The 25,430-nt window shown below is 74.8% G+C and carries 18 protein-coding genes; 10 read left to right on the top strand and 8 right to left on the bottom strand.

The window, feature by feature from the left end; translation table 11 throughout:
- Nucleotides 1–83: 83 nt before the first annotated feature.
- Together KBZ10_RS15165 and idi are read left to right on the top strand one after the other, a co-directional pair.
- Nucleotides 84–1,028: a cation diffusion facilitator family transporter gene (locus tag KBZ10_RS15165; protein ID WP_210988159.1), complete on the top strand. Its 945-nt coding sequence runs from the start codon at nucleotides 84–86 to the stop codon at nucleotides 1,026–1,028.
- 326 nt (nucleotides 1,029–1,354) lie between these two features.
- Nucleotides 1,355–1,981, top strand: coding sequence for an isopentenyl-diphosphate Delta-isomerase (gene idi / locus KBZ10_RS15160; protein WP_210988158.1), 627 nt, complete (start codon nucleotides 1,355–1,357; stop codon nucleotides 1,979–1,981).
- Nucleotides 1,982–2,207: 226 nt separating this feature from the next.
- On the opposite strand, the gene KBZ10_RS29450 is transcribed toward idi, so the two are convergent.
- On the bottom strand, nucleotides 2,208–2,624 hold the full coding sequence (locus tag KBZ10_RS29450; protein WP_307847445.1) for an ATP-binding protein: 417 nt from the start codon (nucleotides 2,622–2,624) through the stop codon (nucleotides 2,208–2,210).
- 873 nt (nucleotides 2,625–3,497) lie between these two features.
- Here KBZ10_RS29450 and KBZ10_RS15150 point away from each other — a divergent pair.
- The 5 genes from KBZ10_RS15150 to KBZ10_RS15135 all read left to right on the top strand — a co-directional run bounded on the left by KBZ10_RS15150 (nucleotide 3,498) and on the right by KBZ10_RS15135 (nucleotide 9,863).
- Nucleotides 3,498–4,322: an enoyl-CoA hydratase/isomerase family protein gene (locus KBZ10_RS15150; protein WP_210988156.1), complete on the top strand. Its 825-nt coding sequence runs from the start codon at nucleotides 3,498–3,500 to the stop codon at nucleotides 4,320–4,322.
- A gap of 110 nt (nucleotides 4,323–4,432) precedes the next feature.
- Complete coding sequence (locus tag KBZ10_RS15145) at nucleotides 4,433–5,302, top strand: hypothetical protein (RefSeq protein WP_210988155.1); 870 nt, start codon at nucleotides 4,433–4,435, stop codon at nucleotides 5,300–5,302.
- 417 nt (nucleotides 5,303–5,719) lie between these two features.
- Nucleotides 5,720–5,845: an LPFR motif small protein gene (locus KBZ10_RS30050; protein WP_307847443.1), complete on the top strand. Its 126-nt coding sequence runs from the start codon at nucleotides 5,720–5,722 to the stop codon at nucleotides 5,843–5,845.
- 111 nt (nucleotides 5,846–5,956) lie between these two features.
- Nucleotides 5,957–8,350 (top strand): Tex family protein, encoded by a 2,394-nt coding sequence (locus tag KBZ10_RS15140; RefSeq protein WP_210988154.1) that lies wholly within the window; start codon nucleotides 5,957–5,959, stop codon nucleotides 8,348–8,350.
- Nucleotides 8,351–8,891: 541 nt separating this feature from the next.
- On the top strand, nucleotides 8,892–9,863 hold the full coding sequence (locus KBZ10_RS15135; RefSeq protein WP_210988153.1) for a DMT family transporter: 972 nt from the start codon (nucleotides 8,892–8,894) through the stop codon (nucleotides 9,861–9,863).
- On the opposite strand, the gene KBZ10_RS15130 is transcribed toward KBZ10_RS15135, so the two are convergent.
- Complete coding sequence (locus KBZ10_RS15130; protein WP_210988152.1) at nucleotides 9,850–11,529, bottom strand: ABC-F family ATP-binding cassette domain-containing protein; 1,680 nt, start codon at nucleotides 11,527–11,529, stop codon at nucleotides 9,850–9,852. The genes KBZ10_RS15135 and KBZ10_RS15130 overlap by 14 nt on opposite strands.
- Nucleotides 11,530–11,715: 186 nt before the next feature.
- Nucleotides 11,716–13,503, bottom strand: coding sequence for a BCCT family transporter (locus KBZ10_RS15125; RefSeq protein WP_210988218.1), 1,788 nt, complete (start codon nucleotides 13,501–13,503; stop codon nucleotides 11,716–11,718).
- 446 nt (nucleotides 13,504–13,949) lie between these two features.
- Here KBZ10_RS15125 and KBZ10_RS15120 point away from each other — a divergent pair, with 446 nt between their 5' ends.
- The 3 genes from KBZ10_RS15120 to KBZ10_RS15110 all read left to right on the top strand — a co-directional run bounded on the left by KBZ10_RS15120 (nucleotide 13,950) and on the right by KBZ10_RS15110 (nucleotide 18,540).
- Nucleotides 13,950–14,678 (top strand): MerR family transcriptional regulator, encoded by a 729-nt coding sequence (locus KBZ10_RS15120; protein WP_210988217.1) that lies wholly within the window; start codon nucleotides 13,950–13,952, stop codon nucleotides 14,676–14,678.
- A 238-nt stretch (nucleotides 14,679–14,916) separates the two neighbouring features.
- Nucleotides 14,917–16,929, top strand: coding sequence for a hypothetical protein (locus KBZ10_RS15115; protein ID WP_210988151.1), 2,013 nt, complete (start codon nucleotides 14,917–14,919; stop codon nucleotides 16,927–16,929).
- Nucleotides 16,930–17,052: 123 nt separating this feature from the next.
- Nucleotides 17,053–18,540, top strand: coding sequence for an ABC transporter substrate-binding protein (locus KBZ10_RS15110; protein WP_210988150.1), 1,488 nt, complete (start codon nucleotides 17,053–17,055; stop codon nucleotides 18,538–18,540).
- Nucleotides 18,541–18,616: 76 nt separating this feature from the next.
- On the opposite strand, the gene KBZ10_RS15105 is transcribed toward KBZ10_RS15110, so the two are convergent.
- The 5 genes from KBZ10_RS15105 to KBZ10_RS15085 form a co-directional block, all read right to left on the bottom strand.
- The gene (locus tag KBZ10_RS15105; protein WP_210988149.1) at nucleotides 18,617–20,797 is read right to left on the bottom strand and encodes a 3-hydroxyacyl-CoA dehydrogenase NAD-binding domain-containing protein; all 2,181 of its coding nucleotides are present in this window, start codon (nucleotides 20,795–20,797) and stop codon (nucleotides 18,617–18,619) included.
- A 73-nt stretch (nucleotides 20,798–20,870) separates the two neighbouring features.
- Nucleotides 20,871–22,085 carry an acetyl-CoA C-acetyltransferase gene (locus tag KBZ10_RS15100; RefSeq protein WP_210988148.1) on the bottom strand — a complete coding sequence of 405 codons (1,215 nt, stop codon included), beginning with the start codon at nucleotides 22,083–22,085 and terminating at the stop codon, nucleotides 20,871–20,873.
- Between the two features lie 158 nt (nucleotides 22,086–22,243).
- Nucleotides 22,244–23,386, bottom strand: coding sequence for an acyl-CoA dehydrogenase family protein (locus KBZ10_RS15095; RefSeq protein WP_210988147.1), 1,143 nt, complete (start codon nucleotides 23,384–23,386; stop codon nucleotides 22,244–22,246).
- Between the two features lie 244 nt (nucleotides 23,387–23,630).
- Entirely contained in the window at nucleotides 23,631–24,830 is a 1,200-nt protein-coding gene (locus tag KBZ10_RS15090; protein ID WP_210988146.1) for a CaiB/BaiF CoA-transferase family protein, read from the bottom strand.
- A gap of 207 nt (nucleotides 24,831–25,037) precedes the next feature.
- The gene (locus tag KBZ10_RS15085) at nucleotides 25,038–25,337 is read right to left on the bottom strand and encodes a YciI family protein (protein ID WP_210988145.1); all 300 of its coding nucleotides are present in this window, start codon (nucleotides 25,335–25,337) and stop codon (nucleotides 25,038–25,040) included.
- Between the last annotated feature and the right edge of the window lie 93 nt (nucleotides 25,338–25,430).

Genomic DNA, 25,430 nt, shown 5'->3' with positions numbered 1-25,430 from the left:
TGCAGATACCCCCGGACCGTAGTTCACTGGCCTGGCGGCGCGGGGGGACAGCAGGCCGCGGCGCGGAGACGGAGGGCTGATCCATGGGGGCAGGACACGGCCACGGACATGCCCGCGGTGCCTCGCCGGCGGCCGGCGGCACCGCCGCGGCGGCGCACCGGGGCCGGCTGCGGATCGCCCTCGGGCTGACCCTGACGGTGCTCTTCGCCCAGCTGGCGGGCGGGCTGCTCACCGGCTCCCTGGCCCTGCTGGCGGACGCGGGGCACATGGCCACGGACGTCGTCGGACTCGCCATGTCCCTGCTCGCCATCCACTTCGCGGGCCGCCCGGCGAGCGAGCAGCGCACCTTCGGCTACGCGCGCGCCGAGATCCTCGCCGCGCTCGCCAACTGCCTGCTGCTCTTCGGCGTCGGCGGCTTCGTGCTGTACGAGGGCGTGGGGCGGCTCTTCCGGCCCACGGAGGTGGAGGGCGGGCTCGCCGTCGTGTTCGGCGGGGTCGGCCTGGTGGCGAACGTCATATCCCTGCTGGTGCTGATGCGCGGGCAGCGGGAGAGCCTCAACGTGCGCGGGGCCTTCCTGGAGGTGCTGGCGGACACCCTGGGCTCCGTGGCCGTGATCGTCTCCGCACTGGTGATCGCGGTCACGGGGTGGCAGCGGGCGGACGCGGTGGCGTCGCTGGTGATCGGCCTCATGGTCGTGCCGCGGGCGTGGAAGCTGCTGCGGGAGGCGCTGGACGTGCTGCTGGAGGCGGCGCCGCGCCATGTGGACATGGCCGCGGTACGGGAGCACATGCTCGCCCAGCCGGGCGTGCGGGACGTGCACGACCTCCACGTGTGGACGATCACCTCGGGACTGCCGGTGCTGTCGGCGCACGTCGTGGTCAGCCCGGAGGTGCTGGACGCGCTGGGCTACGAGAAACTGCTGCACGAGCTGCAGGGCTGCCTGGACCGGCACTTCGACGTGGAGCACTGCACCTTCCAGCTGGAGCCGGGCGGGCACGCGGAGCACGAAACGGGCCTGTGCCACTGAGGCCGCCGCCGGTCCGCCGCGGCGGAGGGCGCCCGTTCCGGCGGGGCGCGCCGTACTCCGTCCTGCCCGGCCGCGCCACGCCCGGTGTGGTCCGGTCCGGGTGCGTCGGCTGCCGGGGGCGGCGGGGGCCGGGGGCTTTCCCGTCTCCGGGCCGGTGCCGTGTTCAGCGGCGCCGGAAGCGCACACCTCATGCCGGCATTCCGCACCAGAGGACACCCAGGTATTTCTTGTGGGCACCATTCGGGTGTACCTCCCGATATCCGGCGAAGCGGGCCACCCGGTCCGTACGGCAGACTGGTTCGTCGTAGCCGAACCGAAGGATGGCCATGCCGACCACACCAGCCACGACGGCGGACACCCGCTCCCCGCTCCCCGCCGGGGAAGCGGGACCGGTACCGGGGGGCGCCGCTGAACCGATCATGCTTGAACTGGTCGACGAGAACGGCGTGACCACCGGCACCGCGGAGAAGCTCTCCGCGCATCTGCCGCCCGGCCGGCTGCACCGGGCCTTCTCGGTCTTCCTCTTCGACTCCGCCGGGCGGATGCTCATCCAGCGGCGGGCGCTGGGGAAGTACCACTCCCCCGGCGTGTGGTCGAACACCTGCTGCGGCCACCCGTACCCCGGGGAGTCGCCGTTCGCCGCGGCCGCCCGGCGCACGGCCGAGGAACTGGGAGTCTCCCCGTCGCTGCTGTGCGCGGCGGGCACGGTCCGCTACAACCACCCGGACCCGGCCTCGGGCCTGGTGGAACAGGAGTTCAACCACCTCTTCGTCGGCCTCGTCCGGGACGAGCTCCGGCCGGACCCGGAGGAGGTCGGCGAGACGGCGTTCGTCACCGCGGCCGAACTGGAACGGCTGCACCGGGAGCGGACGTTCTCCGCCTGGTTCCCCACCGTTCTCGACACCGCCCGTCCGGCCGTACGGGAGCTGACCGGGCCGTCGGCCGGCTGGTAGGGCCGCCTTGCGGCGACCCCCGCCCGGGCCCGGGACGGGGGCAGCCCCGGTCCCGGAGGCAGCTCCCCTCCCTTGGCGGCGCACGGCGGGCGGCGGACGGCGGACGGCGGCGGGAGCTTCGGGGGCCGCCCGTGCCGCCCGCACCGCAGCCCGCACCGCTCCCCCCGGGCCGGACTCCGCGGAGCGGCGCTCCGGGCGGCCGGCCCCGGGTCCCCGCGGGCGGGGCTCAGCCGCCCGGCGCCCGGCGTCCCTCCCCGCCACCGCCACCGCCACCGAGCGGCAGCCTGACCGAGACCGTCTTGCCGCCGTTCGCGGTCCGGTCGACGGCCCAGCGGCCACCCGCCTCCCGGGTGAGGGCCGTGACGAGCAGCAGGCCCCGCCCGCCGGTGTCGTGCGGGCCGGCCGGCAGGGCCGCCGGCTGATAGGGATGACCGTCCTCGACGGCCACCTCGACCCACCCCGCGCCGGCGGACACCTCGATCCCGATCTCCGGGGACAGCAGGGCGGCGTGCCGCGCGGCGTTGGCGGCCAGTTCGGTGACGATCAGCAGCACGGTGTCCATCAGCTCACCGCGCAAAGGCACTCCGCGGCGCACCAGCAGATCGCGGACCGCGTGCCGGGCCCGGGGCGCCGTGGACTCCACGCACGGTGCGGTGAAGCGCCAGACGCCCGCGTACGGGGGCTCCTCCGGCTCTTCCCTCTCCCGCTCCGTCCGCGGCGGCTGCGGCGGCTGCTCCTCCCGGGGCCCGCCCGGGACCCGCCGGCGCGGCGGTCCCGGCTCCGGCGGCGCCGGGCGCCCCCGTCCCGCCTCCGGTTCCCGCGGCCTCTCCGGCGTCGGGCCGTTCCCCGCCCCCGGGGACGGCTCGTGCCGCGGACCCGGGGGCCGGGCGGCCGAGGGGACGGAGGGCACCGCGGGGCGCGAGGCGGCGGGTGTCTCCCCGGCCCGCTGGTGCTCCGGCCCTCCGAAGGACCGTCCGGGCCCGGGCCGGGGGTGGCCGGCGGGTCGCTCGTGCGGTGCTCCGGGGCCCGGAGCGGCCAAGGTCTCCGGGGACTTCCGGTGCCGCGGCCCGGGGGCCGGCCCGTCCGCGGCCGGCCGCCCGTCGGCGGTTCCGGACCGGTCCGGCGGTCCGTCCCCCCGGTTCTCCATCTGTCCGCCCCCTCCGGTTCGTGCAGCTTTCCGGCTGGTCCCGCTTCCTCTGCCGGGACAGCGAGCGCACCCGCGTCACGGCTGCTCCCGCTCCCGCTCGCCGGACCGATGCTGGCAACGGAACGGTCCGATCCGGTCGGCTGCCCGGAAGTGTGCGTCTATCGACGGAATCTGAGCGCTCTCGTCCGCTACGAACAGTCCCGGCGGCCGCACCCGCATCCCCGCGCCCTCGCCCCCGCCCGGGAACGCCGGACGGAGGAAGCCGCGCAGCGGAGGGGGAGGCCGCCGTCCCGGGCGGCTCGGGCGTCCCGGCACCGTTCGGCCACCTCCTCGTCCGCCGGCCCGGAGGACCCGGATAGCATCCGGCGCATGGCGCTCTCCCCCTCCGCCGGTTCCGCCGCGGGCACCGGCCCCGCGGCCCCCGCCGGCACCCTGCTGTGCGACGTCCGCGACGGTGTCGCCACCGTCACCATCCACCATCCGGCGAAGCGCAACGCGATGACCGCCGCCATGTGGCGCGAGCTGCCCGTCCTGCTGGAGCGGCTCGCGGCCGACGCCTCCGTGCGCGTCCTGGTGCTGACGGGCTCGGGCGGCACGTTCTGCGCGGGCGCCGACATCGCCGAGCTGAGCGGCGCCGGGGACGGGCACCGGGGGTCCGACGGAGACGGACCGCAGAGCCTGGCGGTCACCGCCGAGGAGGCCCTGGCCGCCTTCCCCCGGCCGACCCTCGCCGCCGTCCGCGGCTACTGCGTGGGGGGCGGCTGCCAGCTCGCCGCGGCCTGCGATCTGCGCTTCGCCGCCGAGGGATCCTCCTTCGGCGTCACCCCGGCCCGGCTGGGCATCGTCTACCCGGCGACGTCCACCCGCCGTCTGACCGGTCTCGTCGGCCCGGCCACCGCCAAGTTCCTGCTGTTCTCCGCCGAGCTGATCGACGGGGGCCGCGCCCTGCGCACCGGTCTGGTGGACGAACTGCTGCCGCCGGAGCACCTGGACGCGCGGGTCGCGGACTTCGCCCGGACCCTCGCCTCCCGGTCGCTGCTGACCCAGGCCGCCGCCAAGGAGTTCGCGAACGGCCCGGCCGGGCCGGAGCGGGTGGCCCACTGGGCGGAGCAGGCGCGCGGCAGCGCCGACACCGCCGAAGGCGTCACCGCTTTCCTGGAACGCCGCCCGCCGCGCTTCACCTGGCCGGGCTGAACGCCCGCGGCCGCCGGCCGGCGGACCGTCGGGGCACACCGCCCGGTCGGCCGGGCAGCGTGGACGGCCTCCCTTCCCCGGCGTCGTTACCGGCACGTAGCCTGCCGGGCATGACGACGACCACCCTGCCCCCGCGCGCCGGACGGCACTGCCACAACGCGGTCAACCCGCTCCACTCGGCCCTCTACTTCTCCCCGGACCTCGGCCGGGAGATGGAGGCTCTCGGCCTCACCCATCCCCGCGCCGCCTACTTCGCGGGCCGTTCCGCCCCGATGGGCGCCGTCGGAGCGGGCACCGTCACCGCCACCTTCCACAACTTCAGCCATGAACTGGTCGCCCGGCACGTCCCCGCCGTCTGGGGGACCGCCTCTCCCGCGGCCGTGCTCGACGCCCGGCTGCGGGCCGTCGACGCGACCCTGCGCCGGCTGCTGGGCGAGGACGTCCTCGCCTCACCGGAGATGGCCGAGGGCGCGGAGCTGGCGCTGCGCGCCACGGAGGCCTGCGGGCGGTCCGGGCGGCCGCTGTACGCGGCGCACGCCGACCTTCCCGTACCGGAGGAGCCGCACCTCGCCTTCTGGCACGCGGCCACCCTGCTGCGCGAGCACCGGGGCGACGGCCACATCGCGCTGCTCGTCGGCGCCGAACTGGACCCGCTGGAGGCCCTCGTCAGCCACACGGCCAGCGGGCGGGGCATGACGCCCGCCTGGGCCCTGCGGACGCGCGGCTGGACGGAGGCGGACTGGTCGGCGGCCCAGGACCGGCTGCGGGAGCGCAAACTGCTCGACGCGGCCGGGGAGTTGACCGCCGCCGGCACCGAGCTGCGGAAGACCCTGGAGGACGAGACGGACCGGCTGGACCGGGCCCCGTACGAGCATCTGGGCGCGGCCGGTGTCGAGCGGCTGACCGCCCTGGCGACCGAGTGGCGGAACAAGGCTGTCATGGCCGGGGCCTACCCGCCGGACCTCTTCGGCAAGGGCTGATCCGGCAAGGGGTGGTCCGGCAAGGGCTGATCCGGCAAGGGGTGAGCGCCCGCGGACCCGGCGGTGCACGGGCCACGCGGGGAAGCGCGGGGCGGCGGAGGCGGAACACCGGACGGGCCGTCGCGCGCCCGGCGCGGACCTCCGGCCGGAACGCGCCCCCCGGCTCCGCCACAGCCCATCGGCCCCCGGCCTTTCCTCCCGCGCCGGCGCACGCGCCGGCCGGTGCCGGCGCCCCTCCCGGGCGCCGGGGCCGGCCGGTGCCCGCTCCCCGCTCCGGCCGGCGGTTCCCCGGCGGCTCGTTTGGACCGGCCGCGTCCGGTCAGACGCGGTGTACGGCAGCGCGGATCCGGAGGATCCGGGCACACGTCCGTGCGGCGGACACCGCCGTCCGAGCACGCCCGACCAGAGGAGGACCACGTGTTCCGTGCCATCGCAGACGCACTCCGGGCCGTCGGCGGCGCCCTGGCCACCGTCGTCACCCTGCCCTTCCGGGTCCTGGGCAAGCTGTTCGGCGGCGCCTCCCGCTCCACCCGCCGGGTCTGACGCGGCCCGCCGCGCCGCTCGTCCGCGCCCGCCCGACGAGTCACCGGCCCCGCTGTCCGTGCCGCCTGCCACAATGCAGTCTCCAGCACGACGACAAGGCGGAACGGGATCGTGACGACGTCGATTGAGGGCAGGATCGCCGAGGAGCTCGGCGTACGGGAACGGCAGGTCAGAGCGGCCGTCGAGTTGCTCGACGGCGGCTCGACCGTGCCGTTCATCGCGCGCTACCGCAAGGAGGCGACCGAGACGCTCGACGACGCGCAGCTGCGCGCCGTCGAGGAGCGGCTGCGCTATCTGCGCGAGCTGGAGGAGCGGCGCACCGCCGTCCTGGAGTCGGTGCGGAGCCAGGGCAAGCTCGACGCCGCCCTGGAGGCGCGCATTCTGGCCGCGGACTCCAAGGCCCGGCTGGAGGACATCTATCTGCCCTTCAAGCCGAAGCGGCGCACCAAGGCGCAGATCGCCCGCGAGGCCGGGCTGGAGCCCCTGGCGGACGGCCTGCTGGCCGACCCCTCCGTGGAACCGCAGGCCGCGGCGGCGGCCTTCGCCGACCCGGAGAAGGGCGTCGCGGACGCCGCCGCGGCGCTGGACGGCGCCCGGTCGATCCTCACCGAGCGCTTCAGCGAGGACGCCGACCTCATCGGCGAGCTGCGCGAGCGGATGTGGACCAGGGGCCGGCTGACGGCGAAGGTCCGGGAGGGCAAGGAGGAGGCGGGCGCCAAGTTCGCCGATTACTTCGACTTCTCCCAGGGGTTCACCGAGCTCCCCTCGCACCGGGTCCTCGCCATGTTCCGGGGCGAGAAGGAGGACGTCCTCGACCTCGTCCTGGAACCGGAGGAGCCGGAGCCGGCCGGGGCGCCGACGGCCTACGAGGCCGCCATCGCCCGGCGGTTCGGGATCGCCGACCGCGGCCGCCCGGCGGACCGCTGGCTGGCCGACACCGTGCGCTGGGCCTGGCGCACCCGGGTCCTCGTCCACCTCGGCATCGATCTGCGGCTGCGGCTGCGGCAGGCCGCGGAGGACGAGGCCGTGCGGGTGTTCGCGGCGAACCTGCGCGATCTGCTGCTGGCCGCGCCGGCCGGTTCCCGCGCCACCATGGGGCTCGACCCCGGTTTCCGTACCGGCGTGAAGGTGGCCGTGGTGGACGCGACCGGCAAGGTCGCCGCCACCGAGACGATCTACCCGCACGTCCCGCAGCAGAAGTGGGATGCCTCCCTCGCCACCCTGGCCCGGCTGGCCCGCGAGCACCGCGTCGAGCTGATCGCCATCGGCAATGGCACGGCCTCACGGGAGACGGACCGGCTGGCGGCCGACCTCATCGCGCGCGAGCCGGAGCTGAAGCTCACGAAGGTGATGGTCTCCGAGGCCGGCGCGTCCGTGTACTCGGCCTCCGCGTTCGCCTCGCAGGAGCTGCCGGAGCTGGACGTATCGCTGCGCGGGGCGGTGTCCATCGCCCGCCGGCTGCAGGACCCCCTGGCGGAGCTGGTGAAGATCGACCCCAAGTCGATCGGCGTCGGCCAGTACCAGCACGACCTCTCCGAGGTGAAGCTCTCCCGCTCGCTGGACGCGGTCGTGGAGGACTGCGTCAACGGCGTCGGCGTGGACGTCAACACCGCGTCCGCGCCGCTCCTCGGCCGGGTCTCCGGCATCGGCGCCGGGCTCGCCGAGAACATCGTCGCCCACCGCGACGCCCACGGCCCCTTCACGACCCGCAAGGAGCTCAAGGACGTGGCCCGGCTGGGGCCGAAGGCGTACGAGCAGTGCGCGGGCTTCCTGCGGATCCAGGACGGGGACGACCCGCTGGACGCCTCCAGCGTGCACCCGGAGGCGTATCCGGTGGTGCGCCGGATCGTGCGGTCGGCGGGCAGCGACGTACGGGGCCTGATCGGCAACACGGCCGTGCTGCGCGGGCTCCGTCCGGAGGAGTTCGTCGACGACGCCTTCGGGCTGCCGACCGTCACGGACATCCTCAGGGAACTGGAGAAGCCGGGGCGCGACCCGCGGCCGGCGTTCCGCACGGCCGCGTTCAAGGAGGGCGTCGAGAAGATCGGCGACCTGCGGCCGGGGATGCTGCTGGAGGGCGTCGTCACCAATGTCGCCGCGTTCGGCGCGTTCGTGGACGTCGGCGTCCATCAGGACGGCCTGGTGCACGTCTCGGCGATGTCGAAGACCTTCGTCAAGGACCCGCGGGACGTGGTGAAGCCCGGTGACATCGTCCGGGTGAAGGTGCTGGACGTGGACATCCCGCGGAAGCGGATCTCGCTCACGCTGCGGCTGGAGGACGAGGTGCCGGCGCCCGGCGCGGCGGCCCCCGCCGGGGCCGGCGGGGAGCGGCGGACCGGGCGCGCGCCCCAGCCCCGGCAGGGCCGGCCGGGTCAGGGCGGGCGCGGCGCGGGACGGGGCGGGAACCGGGGCGGCGCCCGCGAGGCGGCCCCGGCGAACGGCGCGATGGCCGACGCCCTGCGCCGTGCGGGCCTGCTGAAGCCTGAGGGCGGCGGCCGCTCGTAGCGGCCGAGGGCACGGCGGTCCCGGCCGCCGTGCCCCGGCCCCGCGACTCCCGCGACTCCCGCGACTCCCGCGACTCCCGCGACTCCCGCGGCTCCCGCGGCTCCCGCGGCTCCCGCGGCTCCCGCGACGATCGTGCCGGGTCCTCGGCCGTCCGCCGTGCGGTCCGGAAGGGCGGCCCGGTGAACCGCTCGGCCGCCCCGGCCGGATGTGCCCGCCGGTCCGCCCCTCGGCCGGCCCGACGACGCCGACATCGCGGACGTCGCCCGCCGCCCGGGGCGGACGGCGGCTCCGGGGCGTGGGGATCGTCCGTGCCCGCCGGAGCCGTCCGGTTCGGCGGCGCCCGGAGCGGCACCGTGACCCGCCCGTCCGCCGGCAGAGCGGCGCGCGGACCGGCGCGGGAACCCGCGAGACCGGACTCGCGCCGCGGCGCGGCGGATCTCGCGCGGGTCCGCGCTCGGCCGCCGAACGCCGCGGCGGACCGGGTGCGCCGGCTCCGGAATCCGGTTTCGGGAGGACGGCGGTGGCCGTTTAGCGTGGGCTCATGCCCGACGACCTCGCAGTTCACGACACCTCCCCCAGGCCCGCCGCAGCCACCGGCACCGGCCGGCCCCCGTCCGGGCCGCGGGCCGGCGGGAGAGTCCGGGCATCGGGGCTCGTCCTGGGCAGTGCCCTGTCGCTGCAGTTCGGCGCGGCCGTGGCGGCCCTGCTGTTCCCGCGCGCGGGCGCGCTGGGGGTGGTGACGCTGCGGCTGCTGTTCGGGGCCGTGGTGCTGATGGTGCTGTGCCGGCCCCGGCTGCGTGGCCACAGCCGGGCCGACTGGGGCCTGGTGGCCGCGTTCGGGCTGGCCCTCGGCGGGATGAACACGCTGTTCTACCAGGCGATCGAGCGGATCCCGCTGGGCGCGGCCGTGACCCTGGAGGTGCTGGGCCCGCTGGTGCTGTCCGTGGTGGCGTCCCGGCGTGCCGTCAGCTGGCTCTGGGCGGTGCTGGCGCTCGGCGGCGTCCTGCTGCTGGGACGCGGCGGTTTCGACGAACTGAACGCCGCCGGAGTGGCGTACGCGCTGGGCGCGGGCGCGATGTGGGTCCTCTACATCCTGCTGTCGGCCCGCACCGGCCGCCGCTTCGCCGGCAGCGACGGGCTGGCGCTGGCCCTGGTCGTGGCCGCCGTGCTCAGCCTGCCGCTGGGTGCGGCGAGTGCGGGACGGACGCTGCTGGACCCGGTGACGCTGGGGCTCGGCGCGGCGGTGGCCCTGCTCTCGTCGGTGCTGCCGTACAGCCTGGAGCTGGCGTCGCTGCGCAGGCTGCCCGCCGCGACCTTCGCCGTGCTGATGAGCGTGGAGCCCGCGGTGGCGGCCGCGGCCGGGTTCCTGGTCCTCGGCCAGGCCCTGTCGCCGGTCACCGGGCTGGCCATCGGGCTGGTGGTGGCGGCCAGCATCGGCGCGGTGCTCACTCCCCCGGCGCCGCGCACCCCGCCCGTCAGCGCCTCGCGCACGCCGCCCGTCAGCGCTCCGTGACGCGCCCGGCGGCGACCTCGATCCGCCGGGTGACGTGGACCGCGTCGAGCATCCGGCGGTCGTGGGTGACGAGCAGCAGCGTGCCGTTGTACGAGGCGAGGGCCGATTCGAGCTGCTCGATGGCGGGCAGGTCGAGGTGGTTCGTCGGCTCGTCCAGGACCAGCAGGTTGACGCCCCGGCCCTGGAGAAGGGCGAGGGCCGCGCGGGTGCGCTCCCCCGGCGACAGGGTCACGGCGGGGCGCAGGACGTGGGCGGCGCCGAGGCCGAACTTGGCGAGCAGCGTCCGGGCCCCGGCCGGGTCCAGTTCGGGGGTGGCGGCGCGGAAGGTCTCCAGCAGCGGGGCGCCGCCCGTGTCCGTGTCACCCGCGCCGCCCGCGCCGTCCGCGCCGCCGAAGAGCCGTCCGCGGGCCTGGTCCACCTCGCCGACGACGACGCCCGGGCCGAGCGCGGCCTGCCCGGCGTCGAGCGGGAGGCGGCCGAGGAGGGCGGCGAGCAGTGTGGTCTTGCCGGAGCCGTTGGCGCCGGTGATGGCGACCCGGTCCGCCCAGTCGATCTGGAGATCGACCGGGCCGAAGCGGAAGTCCCCGCGCCGCACCTCGGCGGCGCGCAGGGTCGCGACGACGGCACCGGAGCGGGGCGCGGCGGCGATCTCCATCCGCAGCTCCCACTCCTTGCGCGGCTCCTCCACCGTCTCCAGGCGCTCGATGAGCCGCTCCGTCTGCCGCGCCTTGGCGGCCTGCTTCTCGGTGGTCTCAGTGCGGGCGTTGCGGCCGATCTTGTCGTTGTCGCTCATCCTGCGCCGCGCGTTCTTGACGCCCTTCTCCATCCAGGCGCGCTGGGTCCGGGCCCGGGCCTCCAGGCCGGCGCGGGTGTCGGCGTACTCCTCGTACGCCTCGCGGGCCCGGCGGCGGGCGGTCTCCCGCTCCTCCAGATAGGCGGTGTAGCCACCGCCGAAGAGGTTCACCTGCTGCTGCGCCAGGTCGAGTTCGAGGACCTTGGTGACGGTGCGGGTGAGGAACTCGCGGTCGTGGCTGACGAGGACGGTGCCGGCGCGGAGGCCGCGGACGAAGGACTCCAGCCGCTGGAGTCCGTCCAGGTCGAGGTCGTTGGTGGGCTCGTCGAGCAGGAAGACGTCGTACCGGCTGAGCAGCAGGGAGGCCAGGCCGGCGCGGGCGGCCTGGCCGCCGGAGAGGGTGGTCATGGGCCGGTCGAGGCCGGTGTCGAGGCCGAGGGAGGCGGTGACCTCCCCGGCGCGCTCGTCGAGGTCGGCCGCGCCGAGGGAGAGCCAGCGGTCGAAAGCGGTCGCGTAGGCGTCGTCGGCGCCGGGCTTCTCCTCGACGAGGGCCTGCGTCGCGGCGTCCAGCGCGGTCTGGGCGGCCGCGACGCCGGTACGGCGGGCGAGGAAGTCCCGTACCGACTCGCCGGGCCGGCGCTCGGGCTCCTGCGGGAGGTGGCCGACGGTCGCGGTGGGCGGGCTGAGCCGCACCTGCCCGTCCTCGGCGGTGTCGAGCCCGGCGAGCAACCGGAGCAGGGTGGACTTGCCCGCGCCGTTGACGCCGACGAGGCCGATCACGTCGCCGGGGGCGACGACCAGGTCGAGCCCGGAGAACAGGGAGCGTTCGCCGTGGCCGGCGGCGAGATTCTTGGCGACGAGGGTGGCGTTCATGAGGGTGCCGATTCTAGGGGCCGGTACGGCGCGGGCCGGGCCCGCCGGGGCGGTGGCAGTCGTCCGCCGGACGGCCCGGGGCCGCGCGGCCCGTCCGGCGGATGGCCGCCCCCGTCCGCCCGCCCGGTCCCGGCCGCCCCCGCCCGCCCGGTCCCGGCCGGCCCCCGGTCCCGGCCGCCCGGGGACTCAGGTCCCGTCAGCGGGCTTCTGCGGGGAGCCGCCGGGGCGGTGCGGGGCGCTGTCCGGCGCGGGGGAACCGGCCGGGCCCGCGGCACCGCCCGCCGTACCGTCCGCACCGCGCGGACCGTCCTCGGCGGCCGCGCCGCTCTCGCCCTCGCCCGGTCCGATGTGGAGGGCGAAGTCCCCGGCGTACTGCTCGTGGCCGGCGATCACGGCTGTCTCGATGGCGGCTTCGGCCCGTTCCCCGCGCACGATCAGCGGGTCCCGGCGCAGATCGCGCAGCAGGGCCGCGCACAAACCGATCATGACGAGGGTGAAGGGCGCGGCGGCCAGGATGGTGATCTGCTGGAGGCCGGAGAGCGCGTCGCCTCCCCCGCCGCCCACGAGCAGCATGACGGCCGCGACGGCCCCGGTGACCACACCCCAGAAGATCACGACCATCCGGTGGGGTTCGATGGATCCGCTCTGGGAGAGGGTGCCCATCACCACGGAGGCGGCGTCCGCGCCGGAGACGAAGAAGATGCCGACGAGCACCATGACGAGCACGGCGGCCGCCGTGGCGAGGGGGAACTCCCGCAGCACGGCGAAGAGCTGGCCCTCCGGGGTCTTCTCGTCCCCGAGCCGCCCGAGTTCCTGGAACCGCATGGCCGTGCCGCCGAAGACGGCGAACCAGACCAGGCTGACGGTGCTGGGGACGAGGATCACCCCGCCGATGAACTGCCGGATGGTGCGGCCGCGGCTGATGCGGGCGATGAACATGCCCACGAACGGCGTCCAGGAGATCCACCAGGCCCAGTAGAAGACCGTCCAGGAGGACAGCCAGCCGGCGACGTCCTCGCCGCTGGCGGCCTCCGTCCGCCCGGCGAGCTGCGGCAGGTCGCGGAGGTAGCCGCCGACGGAGGTCGGCACCAGGTCGAGGATGAGGACGGTCGGTCCGCCCACGAAGACGAAGAGGGCCAGCACCACGGCCAGCACCATGTTGATGTTCGACAGCCACTGGATGCCCTTGGCGATGCCCGACACGGCGGACGCGATGAACGCCACGCTCAGCACGGCGATGATCGCGACCAGCAGGCCGGTGCCCACCTGCCCCATCCAGCCGAGTTCGGTGAGGCCGCTGCCGATCTGCAGGGCGCCGAGGCCCAGGGAGGTGGCCGACCCGAAGAGGGTGGCGAAGATGGCGAGGATGTCGATGATCCGGCCGCCCCAGCCGTTCGCGTACCGGGACCCGATCAGCGGCTTGAAGACGGAGCTGATCAGCTGCCGGCGGCCGCGCCGGAAGGTGCTGTAGGCGATGGCCAGGCCGACGACGGCGTAGATCGCCCAGGGGTGGAGCGTCCAGTGGAAGAGGGTGGTGGACATCGCGGTGCGCATCGCGGCGGCCGCGTCGGCGGGGTCGGTGCCCGGCGGGGGGTCGGTGAAGTGCGCCAGCGGCTCGTTCACGCCGTAGAACATCAGGCCGATGCCCATGCCCGCGCTGAACATCATCGCGACCCAGGAGACGGTGCGGAACTCGGGTTCCTCGTCCTCGGCACCGAGCGGGATCCGGCCGTAGCGGCTGACGGCCAGCCACAGGGCGAAGACCACGAAGCCGGAGGCGGCCAGGACGAACGCCCAGCCCGCGTTGTGCATCAGCCCGTCCAGCATCGAGCCCGAGACCCTTTTCAGGGTTTCGGTGGCGAGCGAGCCCCAGAGGACGAAGGCGAGGGCGAGTACGGCGCTGACGCCGAAGACGAAGCGGTCGGTCCGCGGGGGGCGGGTGAGGTGGGGGCTGCCCGGCAGCAGGGCCACCACTTCGTGCACGGGAGCGGGGTGGGCTCCGTTGGCCTCCTCCGCGCCCTGTTCCTTCTCCGGCACCGGCTGCACCTTTCCTCGGCTTTCCCCACGGGGCGAACGCGGTGTCCGCTACCCGCCCGGCGCCCGTCGCAGTCATCCCGGCGGCGGTATGACTCCCCGTGGCCTCTCCCGCACCGGAGGTCAGGCCGGTCAGGTACCGTGCCGCGCCCGGCGCCGGGCGTTCCGCCGGGCGGCGCGGCGCGCCGCGCGCCAGGGGCGGACAGCGGGACCGCTCCGGGAACGGGGGCCACGGCCCGGCGGCCGGGACGGTGACACCTCCCGCACCACAGATCTCTCAGGCCCCGTCCGAAGCGGCGACGCCGCCGAGGTTCCACACGAACGGTGAGACAGCAATACTGTTGAACACGTTGGCCACGGAGGAACGAGAGAGCGAGGCGCCGCCGATGCCCCAGGAGCTGACCGCCCACGGACTGACGGTCGACGAGCTGGCCGCCCGCGCGGGGGTGACCGTCCGCACCATCCGCTTCTACAGCACCCGCGGGCTGCTGCCGCCCCCGGAGATCGGCCCGCGCCGGGTGGGGCGGTACGGCCAGGAGCATCTGTCCCGGCTGGCGCTCATCGAGGAACTCCAGCACCAGGGCATGACGCTGGCCGCCATCGAGCGCTATCTGCGCCGGCTCCCGGACGACCTCAGCGCCCAGGACCTGGCCATCCACCGGGCGCTGGTGGCGTCCTGGGCCCCCGACACCGCGGAGGAGGCCACCCGCGAGCAGCTGGAGCGGCGTGCGGGCCGGCCGCTGGAGGAGAACGACATCGACCGGCTCGCCGCGATGAACGTGGCGGTGCGGACGGAGGACCCGGACGTCTTCCGGGTCGACCCCCCGATGCTGCACCTCGGCGTCCGGCTGCTCGAGGTGCCGATCAGCCTGGAGACGATCCTCGCGGCCCGCTCCGTCGTCCTGGAGCACACCCGGGAGGCGGCGCGGGAGCTGAGCCGGCTCTTCCGGGACGAGGTCTGGGAGCCGTACCGGGAGCGGGAGGAGGACCCGGAGCGGGTGGAGACGGTGCGCGCGCTGTCCGCCCATATGCAGCCCATGGTGGTGCAGGCCCTGGTGACGGCCTTTCAGCGGTCGATGCGGGAGGAACTGCGGGACTCCTTCCCGGAGGAGTGAGGCGGGTGCTCCGGGGCCGCCTCCTCCCGCCCGGGCACCCCGCACCGACCCCACCGGCCCGGCCGGGCCGGCCGGGCCCGTACAGGCGTCCGGATCCGCTCACGCGGTCGCACAGTTCATATCCGTTGCGTTACGACCTTCCCGTTCCGCGGTCGCCGGGTGGTGCGGGCGGGAAAGACTGCCGTCGGCACGACGCGGGCAGAGCCGTGGGACACGCGCCGACACACGGGGGACGCACATGCCGGAACTGCCGGGCGGTCTGCGCGGCCGCGAACCGGTGCGGGAACTCATCCACGACTGCCTGGCGCTGCCTCCCGGTGCGGACCGGCCGGTGACCGTACTGCTGGGGCCGACGGGGATCGGCGCCACCGATCTGCACGCCTACGTCAAGGAGAGGTTCGCCCCGGACACCCCGTGCGCGTACCTCAACTTCGACGCGGCGGCCGGACTCGACATCCGGACCGTCCTGGGCGGTCTGGCCCGGGAACTCGAACGGAAGCTGACGAATTACAAGGAGCCGGGCTTCCCGCGCTTCATCGTCGGCCTGCTGACGACCGGCACACCGATGGAGGACCTGCTCCGCGCCCACTCGCGGCGCAGGCTGCCCCGGCTGATCCGCGACGAACTCCGCACCCTCGAGGGCCGTTACGGCAGCTTCCTCGGCCAGCTGGCGGAAGCCCTGGCGGAGGCGCTGGACGCCCCGCCCGGGGTCTCCGACGCCGCCGCCGCCGTGCTGTCCTCCGTCACCCCGCGCACCGGCCAGCTCCCGTGGCGGGCCCTCAACCGCGGCATCGGCTGGTACGGCGACGGGCGCATCCCGCCCTGCGCGGACCCGGCGGACGCGCTGGTCGAGCTCAACTCGTGGCAGCACCGCTCCGACGACGGCCGGGAGAACGGCCCGCGGGACGTCGAGCGCGTCCTCTTCCGCGCCTTCCTGGCCGATCTGCGGGAGCACGCCAAGGGGTGGCTCAACCACCGCGCCTTCCTGCTGCTGCTCGACAACTGCCATACGGAGACCGGGCGGAGGTTCCTGGAACTGCTGCTGGAGGCGCGGCACGAGGACAAGGCCGCCCGGCGCGGCTGCGATCCGCTGGTGACCCTCGCCAGTGTGCACCGCTGGCTGCCCGAGTGGGGCCCCGCCACCGGCGTGCAGTGGGCGCTGCGCCCGCAGGACTCCGATCTGGCCTCGCTCGCGCACTGGGAGGCGGGACGGGGCGGTGAGAGCTCCGACGAGTTCTGGTGGTACCCCCTGGAGCTGCGGCCGCTGCGGCTCGCCGACACCCGGGTGCTCTGCGCCGGGGCGCCCCGCCGGCCCGACATCGTCCCCGGGGTGCAGCGGCTGACCGGCGGGCTGCCGTGGGCCGTCCGGCACGCGGTGGGCGCCCTGCTCCGCGCCGCCCGGGAGCACCCCGCGCCCGAGGAGGACCCCTACGCCCTGCTGCGCCGGGTGCCGGGGCTGCCGCCGGCTCCCCCGGTGCCCGGCCCCGATCCCGGGGCCCCCACTCTCGCCCGGGCGTCGCTGGGCTACCTCCTGGAGGACCTGGCGGACGAGCCGGGGAGCGACCGCCGCGCCACGCTCGTGCGCTGGTCCGCCGCCCGTGATCTCTCCGTCTGCGCCCAGGTGTTCGGGACGGGGGCCGGTGATCACGGCGAGCCGCTGCCGGGCCTGCTCCGGGAACGCTGGCTGCTCGCCGCCGAGGACGGCCGGCTCGTCCTCCACCCCTGGCTGCGCCGGCTGCTGCTGTGGGAGCTGGCCGCGGACGAGGAGATGTGGCGGGACAGTCACGCACGGCTGGCCGCGCACTACCGGACCGTGCGCGAGCGGACCGCGGAGCGGACGCCCGGCGGGGACCCGGAGCTGGAGGAGATGTACCACCGGCTGGCGCTGGGCGAGACGGAACCGGTCGCCGGCCTGCTGGCCCGCCGGTTCGCGGAGAGCGGCAGCGAGGACTTCATCCGGGACCTCGACCTGGTGACCTCCGCGCCCAACCGGCTGGACAAGACGGTCCCGCCGCTGCGGCTGCTGGACTCGCTCACCACCGGGAGCCACGCCCCCGCCATGTCCCCGGAGGCGGTGGTCCGGCGGCTGGTGGTGGCCCGGTGGATCTGGAGCGATCCGCTGAGCGACCCGGGCCGGCGGCTCAACGCCGTGATCGCCAGCAATTTCGACCATCTCGCCGCGATGCGCAGCTCCGGGATCGTCCCGCTCTACGACGAGGCGGTGCGCTACCGGCAGTGGCGCGACGAGTGACACCCGCCCCGGGGCGGCGGGCGGCCCGCCGCCGGCCGTCACGGGCGGGGACGCGGCGGGACGAGGAGGACGGCGGGGCCGGCGGGGACGGCGAAGACAACGGGGACGACGGGGAGTGGGAACATGGAGATGTGGCGGCCGACCCGCCCGGTGGTGCACTGGACCGTCGGCGTCCTGGTGGCGGCGCTGCTCCTGGGGCTCGGGGTTCCGCAGCTGTACGGCTGGTGGCAACGGCGGGAGGCCCAGTGCCTGGAGGGCGCGGAGGGCGTGGAGAAGCGCGGCCCGGACGAGGAGTGCGTCGGCGCGACCGACGGGGCGACGGACCCGAAGTTCGCCTTCGCGGGGCATCTGACAGGCATCCAGCGGAAGATCGGTGCCGAGAACCGGCGGGTGATGAAGGAGGAGAAGAACTACGTCACCGTCGCCTACATGACCTCGCTGACCGTCGAGAAGGACGACAGCAATTCCGAGGACGCCGTCCGGCGGCAGCTCCAGGGTGCGTATCTGGCCCAGTACCGGGCCAACCGGGACGATCTCTCCGGCTCCCCCAAGATCCGGCTGCTGGTGGCCAACACCGGCAGCGGCGCCGAGCACTGGGAGTACACGGTGGACCGGCTCATCGCGCTGAGCCGGTCCGAGCGGCGCGGGGACCGGCTGCTGGCGGTGACGGGGCTCGGCCCCAGCACCGGCCGGAACCGGGCGGCCATGCTCAAGCTGTCCCGGCACGGGATCGCCATGGTGGCCAGCACCATGAGCGCCACGAACCTCACCGACATCCCCGGGCTCGTCCGGGTGGCGCCGACCAACCGGGACGAGGCGAGGGCCGCCTCCGCGTTCCTCAAGAAGCGGGGCTACGAGGACGCCGTCATCGTGCAGGACGAGGCGGAGGGAAACCTCTACGCCCGCACGCTCGCCGAGGAGTTCCGCGCGGTGTTCCCCGACAGGAAGCACACCCTGCCCGAGGAGAACTCCGGGTACGACGCCTCGCAGCCCGACAGCTGGGAGGGCGAACTCCGCTGGGTCGTCCAGAACCTCTGCGGTGAGGAACCCGACGTGGTCTACTTCGCCGGCCGGGGCAAGCACCTCATGTCGTTCATCAACAAGCTCGCCAACCGCAAGTGCCAGCAGCGGGACTTCACGGTGATGACGGGGGACGACACCACCAACCTCACCACCGACCAGCTCCGGGAGGCCGCCGGGAAGGGCGTCGTGGTGTACTACACGGGGCTGGCCCACCCGGACATGTGGGAGAAGGACCGGACCGCGGTGTCGCGGTCGTCGGCCGCGTTCTTCCAGGAGGGCGGCTTGTTGAGCGGGCTGTTCCCCTCCGAACGGCGCGACGACGCCCAGGCGATGGTGGCCCACGACGCGGTGCTCACCGCGATCACCGCGATCCGGATGACCTCACTCGACGGCAGCGTGCTCACGGGCGAGGCGGTGGCGCGGCGGTTCCGTCAGCTGCGCGGCCGGGACCAGGGGGTGGAGGGGGCCAGCGGCTTCCTGTCCTTCCGCAACAACGGCGATCCGATCGACCGGGCCGTCCCCGTCCTGAAGCTGGGGCCGAACGGGCACTTCGTCCTGGACGAGGTCATCCGCGGCGACGCCCGCTGAACCGCCGGGCGGGCCCGGTGGGGATCCCACCGGGCCCGCCGGCCGCGCCGCTCCCCTGCCCGGGACCGGCGCCGGCTCAGTCGCGCGGGCCGTCGGTGAAGGTCTCGCCCTTCTCCGCCTTCTCCAGCAGCAGCGCGGGCGGCGCGAAGCGCTCGCCGTACGTCTCCCGCAGTTCCCGGGCGCGGGCCACGAAGCCGGGGAGCCCGCCCTCGTAGCCGTTGATGTACTGGAGCACACCGCCGGTCCAGGCGGGGAAGCCGATGCCCATGATGGAGCCGATGTTGGCGTCGGCCACCGAGGTGAGCACGCCCTCCTCCAGGCAGCGGACGGTGTCCAGGGCCTCGGAGAAGAGCATCCGCTCCTTCATGTCCGCGAAGGGGATCTCCGCGTCCGGCCGGGTGAAGTGCTCGCGCAGGCCCGGCCAGAGACCGGCCCGCTTGCCGTCCTCGTAGGCGTAGAAGCCCGCTCCGCCGCTGCGGCCGGTGCGGCCGAACTCGTCGACCATGCGGTCGATGACGGCGTCCGCCGGGTGGGACTCCCAGCTGCCGCCCGCCTCCTCCACGGCCCGGCGGGTCTCCTCGCGGATCTTCCGGGGCAGGGTGAGGGTCAGCTCGTCCATCAGGGAGAGCACCCGGGCCGGGTAGCCGGCCTGGCCCGCGGCCTGCTCGACGGAGGCCGGGTCGATGCCCTCGCCGACCATCGCGACGCCCTCGTTGATGAAGTGGCCGATGACCCGGGAGGTGAAGAAGCCGCGGGAGTCGTTGACCACGATCGGGGTCTTGCGGATCTGCCGGACGAGGTCGAAGGCGCGGGCCAGGGCCTCGTCGCCGGTGCGCTCGCCCTTGACGATCTCGACCAGCGGCATCTTGTCGACGGGCGAGAAGAAGTGCAGGCCGACGAAGTCCTCGGGGCGCTTCACGCCCTCGGCGAGCAGCGAGATGGGGAGGGTGGAGGTGTTGGAGCAGAGCAGCGCGCCGGGGTCGACGACGTCCTGGATCTCCTGGAAGACCCGGTGCTTGAGCTCCGGGTTCTCGAAGACGGCCTCGATGACGGCGTCACAGCCGGCCAGCGCCTGCGGGTCGGCGGCGGGGGTGATCCGCGCCAGCAGCGCGTCCTTCTCGGCCTCGGAGGTGCGGCCGCGGGCGACGGCCTTCTCCAGCAGCTTGGCGGAGTACGCCTTGCCGCGCTCGGCCGCTTCCAGTGAGACGTCCTTGAGGACGACCTCGATGCCGGCGCGGGCGCAGGAGTAGGCGATGCCGGCGCCCATCATCCCGGCGCCGAGCACGGCGGCCCGGCGGACGGTGCGCGGCTCGGGGCCGTCGGGGCGGCTGGCCCCGGAGTTGACGGCCTGGAGGTCGAAGAAGAACGCCTGGATCATGTTCTTCGCGGTCTGGCCGGTGGCCAGCTCGGTGAAGTAGCGGGCCTCGATGACCTGGGCGGTCTCGAAGTCGACCTGGGCGCCCTCGACGGCGGCGGCCATGATGTTGCGCGGCGCCGGGTAGGGCGCGCCGTTCAGCTGCTTGCGCAGATTGGCCGGGAAGGCGGGCAGGTTGGCGGCGAACTTCGGCGTGGAGGGGGTTCCGCCGGGGATGCGGTAGCCCTTGACGTCCCAGGGCTGCTGCGACTCGGGGTGGGCGTCGATGAAGGCCCGGGCCCGCGCGAGCATGTCCTCCTCGCTGCCGGCCACCTCGTGGACGAGGCCGGCCTCCAGGGCCCGTGCCGGGTTGTACTGGCGGCCCTCCAGCAGCACCTTCAGCAGGGCGTCGGTGATGCCGAGCAGCCGCACGGTGCGGACGACACCGCCCCCGCCGGGCAGCAGGCCCAGGGTCACCTCGGGCAGCCCGAACTTGGCCTTGGGGTTGTCGAGCGCGACGCGGTGGTGGCAGGCGAGGGCGATCTCCAGGCCGCCGCCGAGCGCGGCGCCGTTCAGGGCCGCGACGACCGGCTTGCCGAGGGTCTCGATGCGGCGCAGGTCGCGCTTGATGCGCATCCCGGAGTCGAAGGCCTGCTGGGCCAGTTCGGGGGTGATCCGGCTGAGGTCGCGCAGGTCGCCGCCGGCGAAGAAGGTCTTCTTGGCGGAGGTGACGATCACGCCGCGGACGGCGTCGCGCTCGGCCTCCAGGCGGTCCGCGACGGCCGTGAGGGAGTCGCGGAAGGCGGCGTTCATGGTGTTGGCGGACTGCCGGGGGTCGTCCAGGACGAGGGTGACGACACCGTCGCCGTCCTGTTCCCAGCGGATGGTGGTGGGCTCGCTCATGGTGTTTTCGCAGTCTCCGTGGAAGGGGGTCGGGGAGGGCCGGTTCCGCGGCGCCCGGGGCGCCGGGCGGCGCTCAGAGGCGTTCGACGATGGTGGCGATGCCCATGCCGCCGCCGACGCAGAGGGTGGCGAGCCCGTACCGCTGCCCGCGGCGCTCCAGTTCGTCGATGAGGGTGCCGAGGATCAAGGCGCCGGTGGCGCCCAGCGGGTGGCCCATGGCGATGGCGCCGCCGTTGACGTTGACCTTCTCGATGTCCAGGTCCATGTCCCGGACGAAGCGGAGGACGACGGCCGCGAAGGCCTCGTTGATCTCGACCAGGTCGATGTCGCCGATGGTCAGCCCGGCCTTGGCGAGCGCCTTGCGGGCGGCGGGCGCCGGCCCGGTGAGCATGATCGTCGGGTCGGCGCCGGAGACGGCGGCGGAGACGATGCGGGCGCGCGGGGTGAGGCCGTGGCGGCGGCCGACCTCCTCGCCGCCGATGGCGACGAGCGCGGATCCGTCCACCATGCCGGAGGAGTTGCCCGCGTGGTGGACGTGGTCGATCTTCTCGATCCAGTGGTACTTCTGCAGCGCCACGGCGTCGAAGCCGCCCATCTCGCCGATGCCCGCGAAGGACGGCTTGAGGGCGGCCAGGGACTCGGCGGTGGTGCCGGGACGCATGTGCTCGTCGTGGTCGAGGACGGTGAGGCCGTTGCGGTCGCGGACGGGGACGACGGAGCGCTGGAAGCGGCCGTCCTTCCAGGCCTCGGCGGCGCGCTCCTGGGAGAGGGCGGCGTAGGAGTCGACGTCGTGGCGGGTGAAGCCCTCGACGGTGGCGATCAGGTCGGCGCCGATGCCCTGCGGGACGAAGCCGGTCTCGTAGGCCGTCATCGGGTCCATGGCCCAGGCGCCGCCGTCCGAGCCCATGCGGACCCGGGACATCGACTCGACGCCGCCGGCGAGGATGAGGTCCTCCCAGCCGGAACGGATGCGGGCGGCGGCCTGGTTGACGGCTTCCAGGCCGGAGGCGCAGAAGCGGTTCTCCTGCACGCCCGCCACGGTGTCGGGGAGCCCGGCGGCGATGGCGGCGATCTTGGCGATGTCGGAGCCCTGGTCGCCGATGGGGCTCACGACACCGAGCACGATGTCGTCGATGGCCGCCGGGTCCAGCTCGGGGAACCGGTGGCGCAGCTCGTGGATCAGGCCCACGACCAGGTCGATGGGCTTGGTGCCGTGCAGGGCGCCATTGGCCTTGCCGCGGCCGCGCGGGGTGCGGATCGCCTCGTAGACGTACGCTTCGGTGCTCAACGTCGGCAGCCTTTCCGTGCTGTTCGTTGCCGTGCCGCCCGGGCGGACGGCGGTGGGGAGGTGCGGGTGGTACGAGTGGTACGGGTAGTACGGGTGGTGCCGGGGGCACGCTGCGCGTTCCGGGCGGTGCCGTGCGGTGCTGCCGCACGGCACCGCCCTCAGCCGAGGACCGACCGGCCGATGATCTCCTTCATGATCTCGGTGGTGCCGCCGTAGATGGTCTGGATGCGGCCGTCCGTGAACGCCTTGGCGACCCGGTACTCGGTCATGTACCCGTAGCCGCCGTGGAGCTGGAGGCAGCGGTCGGTGACCCGCTTCTGGAGTTCGGTGGCCCACCACTTGGCCATCGAGGCGTGCACGGCGTCGAGCTGCCCCGCCGTGTGCTCCTCGATGCAGCGGTCGAGGAAGGCGCGGGTGACGGCGCACTCGGTGGCCATCTCGGCGATCTCGAAGCGGATGTGCTGCAGCTTCGCCAGCGGCCGGCCGAAGGCCTCCCGCTCCTTGACGTAGGCCTTGGTGATCTCCAGCAGTTCCTCGGCGCCGGCGATGGCGGCGACGGCGATGCTCATCCGCTCCTGGGCGAGATGGGTCATCAGGTGGAGGAAGGCGCCGTTCTCCTCGCCGAGGAGGTTCTCCTTGGGGACGCGGACGTCACGGAAGAACAGCTCGGCGGTGTCCTGCGCCTTCTGGCCGATCTTGTCGAGGTTCCGGCCGCGCTCGAAGCCCGCCATGCCGCGTTCGACGACCAGCAGGCTGAGGCCCTTGGCGCCGCCCTCGGGGGTGGTGCGGGCCACCACGATGACGAGGTCGGCAAGGATGCCGTTGGAGATGAAGGTCTTGGAGCCGTTGAGCACCCAGTGGCCGCCGGCGTCGGTGGCGGTGGTGCGGATGCCCTGGAGGTCGGAGCCGGCGCCGGGCTCCGTCATGGCGATGGCCGTGATGGTCTCGCCGCTGCAGAAGCCGGGCAGCCAGCGCCGCTTCTGCTCGTCGGTGCCGAGGGCGGTGAGGTACGGGCCGATGATGTCGTTGTGCAGGCCGACCGCCAGACCGGAGGCACCGGCCCGGGCGAACTCCTCGGTGAGGACGGCGCTGTAGCGGAAGTCGGCGGTCCCGCCGCCCCCGTACTCCTCCGGAACGGCGAGGCCGAGCAGCCCCTGCCGGCCGGCCGCGAGCCAGGCGGAGCGGTCGACGACGCCCTCCCGCTCCCAGCGCTCGTGGTGGGGTTCCACCTCCTTCTGCAGGAAGGTGCGGACGGTCTCGCGGAACGCCTCGTGCTCGGCGGTGAAGACGGTGCGCTTCAACTCGCGCCTCCTGACGGGATGGTGGGAGCGGGACGGGCGGTGGCACGGGCGCGTGCGGCACCACGGCCGCGGAGGGGGACGCGGGAACGGGCCGGCCCGCGGAGACGGCCGGGAGCCGGCGCGGACGGCCGGGGCGCGGCCGGGACGGTCCGGGCCGCCGCCCCGCCGTCCCGGGCGGAGCGGCCGTCCGCCGGCCCCCCGGTGTGGTCCGGGGCGGCGGCGGACCGCACGGCACGCGGCTCCATCAGCCGGTGGTGCCGGCGGGGGCCGCGGTGTGCCCCGTGGCTCCCGGGGCTCCCGGGGCTCCCGGGGCGGCCGGCGCGGCCGCGGCGGTGAGGCCGGGCAGGTCCCAGTCGGCGGCCACCCCGGCGGTGTCGGCGCCGGGCAGGGCGGGCGGGGTGCGGACGGCGCCGGGGGTGGCCGAGAACCGCGGCGCGGGGGCGGGCTGGGTGATGCCGCCGTGGTCGGTGAAGGTGCCGCGGGCGGCGAGATGCGGGTGGTTCGGGGCCTCCCGCAGGGACAGCACGGGGGCGACGCAGGCGTCGGAATCCGCGAAGACGGCCGTCCACTCCTCGCGGGTGCGGGTCCGGAAGCGGTCGGCGACGGCGGCGCGCAGTGCGTGCCACGCGCCGGGGTCGGCGCGGTCGGGGGCGTCCTCACCGAGGCCGAGGAGGCGGGTGAACTCCTCGTAGAAGCGTTCCTCCAGGGCGCCGACGGCCATCCAGCCGCCGTCGGCGGTCTCGTAGACGCCGTAGAAGGGGGTGCCGCCGTCGAGCAGGTTGGCGCCGCGGCGGTCCTGCCAGGCGCCGGCGGCCAGCAGGGCGTGGATCATCGTGGTGAGGTGGGCGGTCCCGTCGGTGATGGCCGCGTCCACGACCTGCCCGGTTCCGGTGGTCCGGGCGTGCTGGAGGGCGGCGAGGACGCCGACGACGAGGTAGAGGGAGCCGCCCGCGTAGTCGCCGAGGAGGTTGGCGGGCACGGCGGGCGGGCCGCCGGCCGGGCCGATCATGCCGAGGGCTCCGGTGACGGCGACGTAGCCGATGTCGTGCCCGGCGCGCGGGGCGAGCGGTCCGTCCTGGCCCCAGCCGGTCATCCGGCCGTACACCAGGCGGGGGTTGCGGGCGAGGCAGTCCTCCGGGCCGACACCGAGGCGCTCGGTGACGCCGGGCCGGTTGCCCTCCAGCAGGATGTCCGCGCGGGCGGCGAGGTCCAGCACGGCCGTCCGCCCGGCCTCGGTCTTGAGGTCGAGCAGGACCGAGCGCTTGTTCCGGTTGGTGAGGTCGCGGGCCGGGTCGATGCCGATCCCGGCACCGCCGGGGCGGTCGACGCGCACGACGTCGGCGCCGAGGTCGGCGAGGAGCATGGCGGCGAACGGGCCCGGGCCGATGCCGGCCAGCTCCACCACGCGCACGCCCGCCAGCGGACCGTTCCCGGTGACTGCCATCGAGACCTCAGACCCCAAACCTTGGTGATGCCGCCCTGGTGTGCCGCCACGGCGGTGTCGTGACCGGAGCGGCGGCTGACGTGACACCATCGATGTAACACCACCGATGCTAAGAACACGTTCCAGTTCGCACAAGCCCTCCGGGCCACGAAAAACTCTCGCGGCCCCACGCCGCCCGCACCCGGCTCCGGTCCGCGCGGACCGGGCTCAGCTCCGCGCCGGCTGCCGGTACTCCCGCAGGGGAGGCGCCGTGCGGGACGCGGTGAACTCGGTGATCCGGTACGCGCAGACCTCCTCCTGGGCGAAGGGGTCACTCGCCGCGATGGCCTCCACCCGGTCGCGGTCCGCCCCCACCGCGAGGATCACCCCGCCGTCGCGCGGCTTCTTGGGCCCGGAGGCGATGAACTCCCCCGCCTCGAACTGCTCGTCCACCCAGGCCATATGGGCCTCGCGGAGGGCCTCGATCCGGTCGGCGGGCGCGCAGTAGGTCAATTCCAGTACGAACATGGACTCACCCTACGCACGCCGCGGCAGGTCGACGGTGTGCCCCGGGCGGGCCGGCGGGCGGGGTCGGGGGCGGCGGGCCGGGGACGGTCCCGT

Source organism: Streptomyces sp. F63 (genome assembly GCF_018070345.1).
Classification (GTDB): domain Bacteria; phylum Actinomycetota; class Actinomycetes; order Streptomycetales; family Streptomycetaceae; genus Streptomyces.
This window is presented reverse-complemented; position numbering and strand designations above follow the sequence as displayed.